The sequence below is a fragment of the Mycobacterium sp. UM_11 genome, assembly GCF_001414075.1.
GTDB lineage: Bacteria > Actinomycetota > Actinomycetes > Mycobacteriales > Mycobacteriaceae > Mycobacterium.
On sequence record NZ_LATC01000165.1, the window covers coordinates 1 to 6,319 of the forward strand.

The 6,319-nt window shown below is 68.0% G+C and carries 7 protein-coding genes; 1 reads left to right on the forward strand and 6 read right to left on the reverse strand.

Annotated features, from left to right (window positions below; genetic code table 11):
* Positions 1-83 precede the first annotated feature (83 nt).
* Positions 84-815 carry a DUF5666 domain-containing protein gene (locus WU80_RS23740; protein WP_156349738.1) on the forward strand — a complete coding sequence of 244 codons (732 nt, stop codon included), beginning with the start codon at positions 84-86 and terminating at the stop codon, positions 813-815.
* 17 nt (positions 816-832) lie between these two features.
* Here WU80_RS23740 and WU80_RS23745 read toward each other — a convergent pair whose 3' ends face one another.
* From WU80_RS23745 to sufB, 6 genes are read right to left on the reverse strand one after another with little or no spacing between them, the layout of a single operon-like run.
* Positions 833-1,180 (reverse strand): metal-sulfur cluster assembly factor, encoded by a 348-nt coding sequence (locus WU80_RS23745; protein ID WP_055405537.1) that lies wholly within the window; start codon positions 1,178-1,180, stop codon positions 833-835.
* Positions 1,155-1,655: a Fe-S cluster assembly sulfur transfer protein SufU gene (sufU, locus tag WU80_RS23750; RefSeq protein ID WP_082460011.1), complete on the reverse strand. Its 501-nt coding sequence runs from the start codon at positions 1,653-1,655 to the stop codon at positions 1,155-1,157. Before sufU ends, WU80_RS23745 begins: the two co-directional genes overlap by 26 nt.
* Positions 1,652-2,893, reverse strand: a complete 1,242-nt coding sequence (locus WU80_RS23755) for a cysteine desulfurase (RefSeq protein WP_055405539.1) — start codon at positions 2,891-2,893, stop codon at positions 1,652-1,654. The genes sufU and WU80_RS23755 overlap by 4 nt, the downstream gene beginning before the upstream one ends.
* 2 nt (positions 2,894-2,895) lie before the next feature.
* On the reverse strand, positions 2,896-3,687 hold the full coding sequence (sufC, locus tag WU80_RS23760) for a Fe-S cluster assembly ATPase SufC (protein WP_055405540.1): 792 nt from the start codon (positions 3,685-3,687) through the stop codon (positions 2,896-2,898).
* Entirely contained in the window at positions 3,687-4,847 is a 1,161-nt protein-coding gene (sufD, locus tag WU80_RS23765; RefSeq protein WP_055405541.1) for a Fe-S cluster assembly protein SufD, read from the reverse strand. Before sufD ends, sufC begins: the two co-directional genes overlap by 1 nt.
* Positions 4,844-6,292 (reverse strand): Fe-S cluster assembly protein SufB, encoded by a 1,449-nt coding sequence (gene sufB, locus WU80_RS23770; protein ID WP_055405542.1) that lies wholly within the window; start codon positions 6,290-6,292, stop codon positions 4,844-4,846. Before sufB ends, sufD begins: the two co-directional genes overlap by 4 nt.
* Positions 6,293-6,319 lie beyond the last annotated feature (27 nt).

Here is a 6,319-nt window from a genome sequence, read left to right on the forward strand (position 1 = left end):
CAGATGTGTATAAGAGACAGTGATAACCGCGCCCGCCTGGGTATCCGCTTGCGACGGCTGACCGCGCGATCGGAGATGTGCCAATGCCCGCCATTTCGGTGAACCCCCGGCTGGCCCGGATCGCGCTGGCCGCCCTTGCCGCCGTCATCATCCTCGGCGTCGCCATGTGCCGGTCGAGCCATACGGATACCGGCAATGCCGCCAAGCCGTCGGTGCCCACAGCGGCCCCGCCCAGCCCGCCGCCGAGCGCGGCCCCGCCACCGGCGCCCCCACCCGTGGGCAAGGACTACGTCGAGGGCATGGTCCAGTCGGTGGCCGGCGACAAGATTCAGCTCAGAACGCGCAGCGGCTCGGCGACGGTGGACTTCGCTCCTGCCACACCCGTCTTCCAGGTGGCACCGGCCAAGCTCCCCGATGTCACCCCGGGTAGCTGTGTGAACGTGCGGGCCACCCCGCAAAGTTCACCGGCCGCCGGCGTGACCGCCCAGACCGTCATGATCACGGCGGCCGTCGACGGCAAGTGCCCGCCGCCCGCCGGCTTCTACGGCACGGTCGCGTCGGTGTCGGGAAACACGCTCGCCGTCAACGGGATTGGGCCCGGCGGCCCCACCACGGTCACCGTCAACGACGCGACGTCCTACAAGAAGCAGACGATCAGTAACACCCAGGCGATCACGAACGGCACGTGCATGGGGGCTCAGGGGACCAACGACGGAGGCGCGCTGCAGGCGACGACCATCAGCCTGGAACAGTGCCCGCCGATGGGGCGACCGCACCATCACCTGCACCTGCCCCACCTGCCCTTCCACCTTTAGCGGGGATCGCAGGCGCTTCAGACGGTGAAGCCCAGGGCGCGCAGTTGTTCGCGGCCGTCCTCGGTGATCTTGTCCGGACCCCACGGCGGGTTCCACACCCAGTTGATCCGCAGGTCGTCGACCAGCCCGCTGCTGACCAGCGCGCTGCGCGACTGGTCCTCGATGACGTCGGTCAGCGGGCAGGCCGCCGAGGTCAGCGTCATGTCGAGCAGGGCGACCGTCCCCTCGTCGCCCTCTTCCACGTTGAGGCCGTAAACCAGCCCGAGGTCGACGACGTTGATGCCCAACTCGGGGTCGACGACGTCGCGCATCGCCTCCTCGAGGTCGGCAAGAAATTCGTCACCCGGTGCGGCGGTCTCGCTCATCCTGTTCCTCCTCGAAGTCCGCGCCCCTGTCCGAACAAGCTTGGGCCAACGCGTCTTTGAACGCCATCCAGCCCAGCAGTGCGCATTTCACCCGGGCCGGGTATTTCGCCACCCCGGCGAACGCGATGCCGTCGCCCAGGACGTCCTCGTCGCCCTCGACGGTGCCGCGCGAGGACACCATCTCGGTGAACGCGGCGATGGTGTTCAGCGCCTCGGGCACGGTCTGACCGATCACCTGCTGGGTGAGCACCGAGGTCGCCGCCTGGCTGATCGAGCAGCCCTGCCCGTCATAGGAGACGTCCGCCACGCGCCGGCCGTCGTCCGACAGCGCGACCCGCAGGGTCACCTCGTCGCCGCAGACGGGGTTGACGTGGCAGACCTGCGCGCCGAACGGCTCGCGCAGCCCGCGGTGCTGGGGATGCTTGTAGTGATCGAGGATCACGTCCTGATACATCTGCTCCAGGCGCACCGTCAGTCTCTCCCGAAGAATTCCACCGCGCGGCGGACGCCGGCCACCAGCCGCTCGACCTCGTCGGTGGTGTTGTACACGGCGAACGACGCCCGGGCGGTGGCCGCCACGCCGAACCGGCGGTGCAGCGGCATCGCGCAATGATGCCCCACGCGGACCGCGACGCCCTCGTCGTCGAGCACCTGCCCGACGTCGTGCGCGTGCACGCGAGAGACGACGAACGACACCGGCGAGGCCCGGTTTTCCATCGTGGTCGGCCCGACGATCCGCACGCCGTCGATGCCCGACAGGCCCTCGAGGGTCGCGGCGACCAGCTCGCGCTCGTGCGCCTCGACCGCGTCCATGCCGATTGCGCCCAGATAGCGTGCGGCCGCGCCCAGCCCGACGACCTGGGAGGTCATCGGCGTGCCGGCCTCGAACCGTTGCGGAGCCCGGGCGTAGGTCGAGGCCTCCATCGTCACCGTCTCGATCATCGACCCACCGGTGAGGAACGGCGGCAGCTCCGAGAGCACCTGGCGGCGGCCGTAGAGGGCGCCAACCCCGTTGGGGGCCAACATCTTATGACCGGAGAACGCGGCGAAGTCGACGTCGAGCGCATGCAGGTCCACCGGCTCGTGCGGCACCGACTGGCAGGCGTCCAGCACCGTCAAAGCGCCGACGGCCTTGGCGCGGCGGACCAGCTCGGCCACCGGTGCCACCGCGCCGGTCACGTTCGAATGATGGCTGAACGCAACGACCTTCACGCGCTCGTCCAGCTCCAGCGAGTCGAGGTCGATGCGGCCGTCGTCGGTCACGCCGTACCAGCGCAGGGTGGCGCCGCTGCGGCGGGCCAGTTCCTGCCACGGGACGATGTTGGCGTGGTGCTCGAGCTCGGTGGTGACGATGACGTCGCCCTCGCCGACGGCCCGGTCAAACCTGTTGTCGCCCAGCACATACGACGCCAGGTTGAGCGCCTCCGTGGCGTTTCGGGTGAAGACCAGCTCGTCGGCGTCGGCGCCGACGAACGCCGCGACGTCGGCGCGGCCCTGCTCGTAGGCGTCGGTCGCCTCCTCCATCAGCTGGTGCGCGCCGCGATGGACCGCGCCGTTGGAGGTGACCAGGAACTCGCGCTCGGCGTCGAGCACCTGCAGCGGGCGCTGCGACGTCGCGCCGGAATCCAGGTACGCCAACTGCTTTCCGCCGCGCATCACGCGCTTCAGGATGGGAAAGTCAGCGCGGATGGCGTCGACGTCCAATGCGGTCATGCTTACGCTCCCGCGGCCCCCGTGGCCGCTGTCTCGGTGAAGCGTACGTAGCCGTTCTCCTCGAGCTCGTCGGCCAGTTCCGGACCGCCGGATTCGACGATCCGGCCCCCGACGAACACGTGCACGAACTGCGGGCGGATGTAGCGCAGGATCCGGGTGTAGTGGGTGATCAACAGGATGCCGCCGTGCTCGGCCTCGGCGTAGCGGTTGACGCCCTCGCTGACCACCCGCAGCGCGTCCACGTCCAGGCCGGAGTCGGTCTCGTCGAGGATGGCGATCTTCGGCTTGAGCAGGCCCAGCTGCAGGATTTCGTGGCGCTTCTTCTCCCCGCCGGAAAACCCTTCGTTGACACTGCGTTCCGCGAACGCGGGGTCGATGTCCAGGTCGGCCATCGCCGCCTTGACCTCCTTGACCCAGTGCCGCAGTTTCGGCGGCTCGCCGCGGACCGCGGTCGCGGCGCTGCGCAGGAAGTTCGACATCGACACGCCCGGCACCTCGACGGGGTACTGCATGGCGAGGAACAACCCGGCGCGGGCGCGTTCGTCCACGCTCATGTCCAGCACGTCCTGGCCGTCCAGGGTGATTGACCCGGAGGTGACCCGGTACTTCGGGTGCCCTGCGATGGCGTAGGACAGCGTGGACTTGCCGGATCCGTTGGGACCCATCACCGCATGCGTCTCACCGGAATTGACGGTCAGGTTGACGCCGTTGAGGATGGGAATCTCGCGGTTTCCCTCGGCGGCGTTGGGGTCCTCGACGCTGACGTGCAGGTCTTTAATTTCCAAAGTCGTCATTACGCTGTTGTCTTCTCCGTGATTTCCAGTTCGTGTTCGATGGCGGCGGTGAGGCGTTCCCGGATCTCCGGCACGGCGATCTTCGAGATGATCTCGCCGAAGAATCCACGCACCACCAGCCGGCGCGCCTGGTCTTCGGGAATGCCGCGGGCGCGCAGGTAAAACAGTTGCTCGTCGTCGAAACGCCCGGTGGCACTGGCGTGCCCGGCGCCGACGATCTCGCCGGTCTCGATCTCCAGGTTCGGCACCGAGTCGGCGCGTGCGCCGTCGGTGAGCACCAGGTTGCGGTTCACCTCGAAGGTGTCCGTGTCGGTGGCCTCGGCGCGGATCAGCACGTCGCCCACCCACACGGTGTGCGCGTCGGGCCGCTGCGACGCCGGATCCCCTTGCAGCGCACCCTTGTAGAGCACGTTGGACTTACAGTTCGGCTGCGCGTGGTCGACCAGCAGCCGCGATTCCAGGTGCTGCCCGTCGTCGGCGAAGTACAACCCGAGCAGCTCGGCATCCCCGCCCGGGGCGGCGTAGCGCACGTTGGCCGACATCCGCACCACCTCGCCGCCCAGCGTGACGGCGACGTGCCGCAGCACGGCGTCCTTGCCCAGCTTGGCGTGGTGCGCGGACAGGTGAACCATGTCGTCGGCCCAGTCCGCGATCCACACCACGGTGAGCCGGGCCGCGTCGTCGACGAGGAATTCGACGTTGTCGGCGTAGGTTCCGCTGCCCCGCAAATCGATCACCACGACCGCCTCGCCCAGCTCGGCGACGCTGATCTGCAGGTGCCCGTAGGCCACCGCGCCCGCGCCGGGACCGGTCACGGTGATGTTGACCGGCTCGGCGATCTGCGTGTCCCGCCCGACGCTCACCACCGTCGCGGAGTTGAACGACGAAAACGCTTGCGCCGCAACGCGGTCGGTGGGCACACCGCCGCGTCCGAGCCGCTCGTCACCGCGGCGGACGGTCTCGACCCGCACGCCCGGCCGCTCGGCCACGTCGATCTGCGCCTTGCCGGTGGCCTGCGCCGACCCGTCGTGCAGGCCGCGCAGCCGCCGCAGCGGCGTGAAGCGCCAGATTTCGTCGCGGCCGCTGGGCACCTCGAAAGCGTCCACGTCGAAGGACGCGAACAATTCGCCCTTGTTCAGGGCGGCAGCAGCGGTCGTCATCCGACCGAGCCCTCCATCTGCAACTCGATGAGCCGGTTGAGCTCCAGGGCGTACTCCATGGGCAGTTCCTTGGCGATCGGCTCGACGAAGCCGCGCACCACCATCGCCATCGCCTCGTCCTCGGTCAGCCCGCGGCTCATCAGGTAGAACAGCTGGTTTTCGCTGACCTTGGACACGGTGGCCTCGTGGCCCATCGTGACGTCGTCCTCGCGGATGTCGACGTAGGGGTAGGTGTCGCTGCGGCTGATCGTATCGACCAGCAGCGCATCGCATTTCACGCTGGAGCGGGAGCCGTGGGCGCCCTTGTTCACCTGCACCAGTCCGCGGTAGGAGGTGCGGCCACCGCCGCGGGCCACCGACTTCGAGACGATGTTGCTCGACGTGTTGGGCGCCAGGTGCAGCATCTTGGCGCCGGCGTCCTGGTGCTGGCCCTCCCCGGCAAAGGCGACCGACAAGACCTCGCCCTTGGCGTGCTCACCGGTCATCCAGACGGCCGGGTATTTCATGGTCACCTTCGACCCGATGTTGCCGTCGACCCACTCCATGGTGGCGCCGGCCTCGGCGCGGGCGCGCTTGGTGACCAGGTTGTAGACGTTGTTCGACCAGTTCTGAATCGTCGTGTAACGGCAACGGCCACCGGGCTTTACGATGATCTCCACCACCGCCGAGTGCAGCGAGTCCGACGTGTAGATGGGCGCGGTGCAACCCTCGACGTAATGCACGTAGGCGTTCTCGTCGACGATGATCAGGGTCCGCTCGAACTGGCCCATGTTCTCGGTGTTGATCCGGAAGTAGGCCTGCAGCGGAATGTCGACGTGCACGCCGGGCGGCACGTAGATGAACGATCCGCCGCTCCACACCGCGGTGTTCAGCGCGGAGAACTTGTTGTCCCCCGCCGGGATCACGGTGCCGAAGTACTGCTGGAAGAGCTCCGGGTGCTCGCGCAGGCCCGTGTCGGTGTCGAGGAAGATGACGCCCTGCGACTCCAGGTCCTCGCGGATCTGGTGGTACACCACCTCGGACTCGTACTGGGCGGCCACACCGGCGACCAGGCGCTGCTTTTCGGCCTCCGGGATGCCGAGCCGGTCGTAGGTGTTGCGGATGTCCTCGGGCAGGTCATCCCAGGTGGCGGCCTGCTTCTCGGTGGACCGCACGAAGTACTTGATGTTGTCGAAGTCGATGCCCGAGAGGTTGGAGCCCCACGTCGGCATCGGCTTGCGGTCGAAGATGCGCAACGCCTTCAGCCGGGTCTGCAGCATCCATTCGGGCTCGTTCTTCTTCGCCGAGATGTCGCGAACCACCGCCTCGGACAGCCCGCGCTGGGCGCTGGCTCCGGCGACGTCGGAGTCCGACCAGCCATAGCCGTAGCGGCCCAGCGAGGCGATCGCCTCTTCCTGGGTCAACGGCTCTGTCATGGCCTTTTGGGCCTCTGGCGTGAGGGTCATACCGACGCTGTCTCTTATACACATCTG

Bases quoted from the DNA above. Each gene is read 5' to 3' on its own strand.
- WU80_RS23740 (WP_156349738.1), top strand. From the start codon at position 84: ATGCCCGCCATTTCGGTGAACCCCCGGCTGGCCCGGATCGCGCTGGCC.
- WU80_RS23745 (WP_055405537.1), bottom strand. From the start codon at position 1,180: ATGAGCGAGACCGCCGCACCGGGTGACGAATTTCTTGCCGACCTCGAG.
- WU80_RS23755 (WP_055405539.1), bottom strand. From the start codon at position 2,893: ATGACCGCATTGGACGTCGACGCCATCCGCGCTGACTTTCCCATCCTG.
- sufC (WP_055405540.1), bottom strand. From the start codon at position 3,687: ATGACGACTTTGGAAATTAAAGACCTGCACGTCAGCGTCGAGGACCCC.
- sufD (WP_055405541.1), bottom strand. From the start codon at position 4,847: ATGACGACCGCTGCTGCCGCCCTGAACAAGGGCGAATTGTTCGCGTCC.
- sufB (WP_055405542.1), bottom strand. From the start codon at position 6,292: ATGACCCTCACGCCAGAGGCCCAAAAGGCCATGACAGAGCCGTTGACC.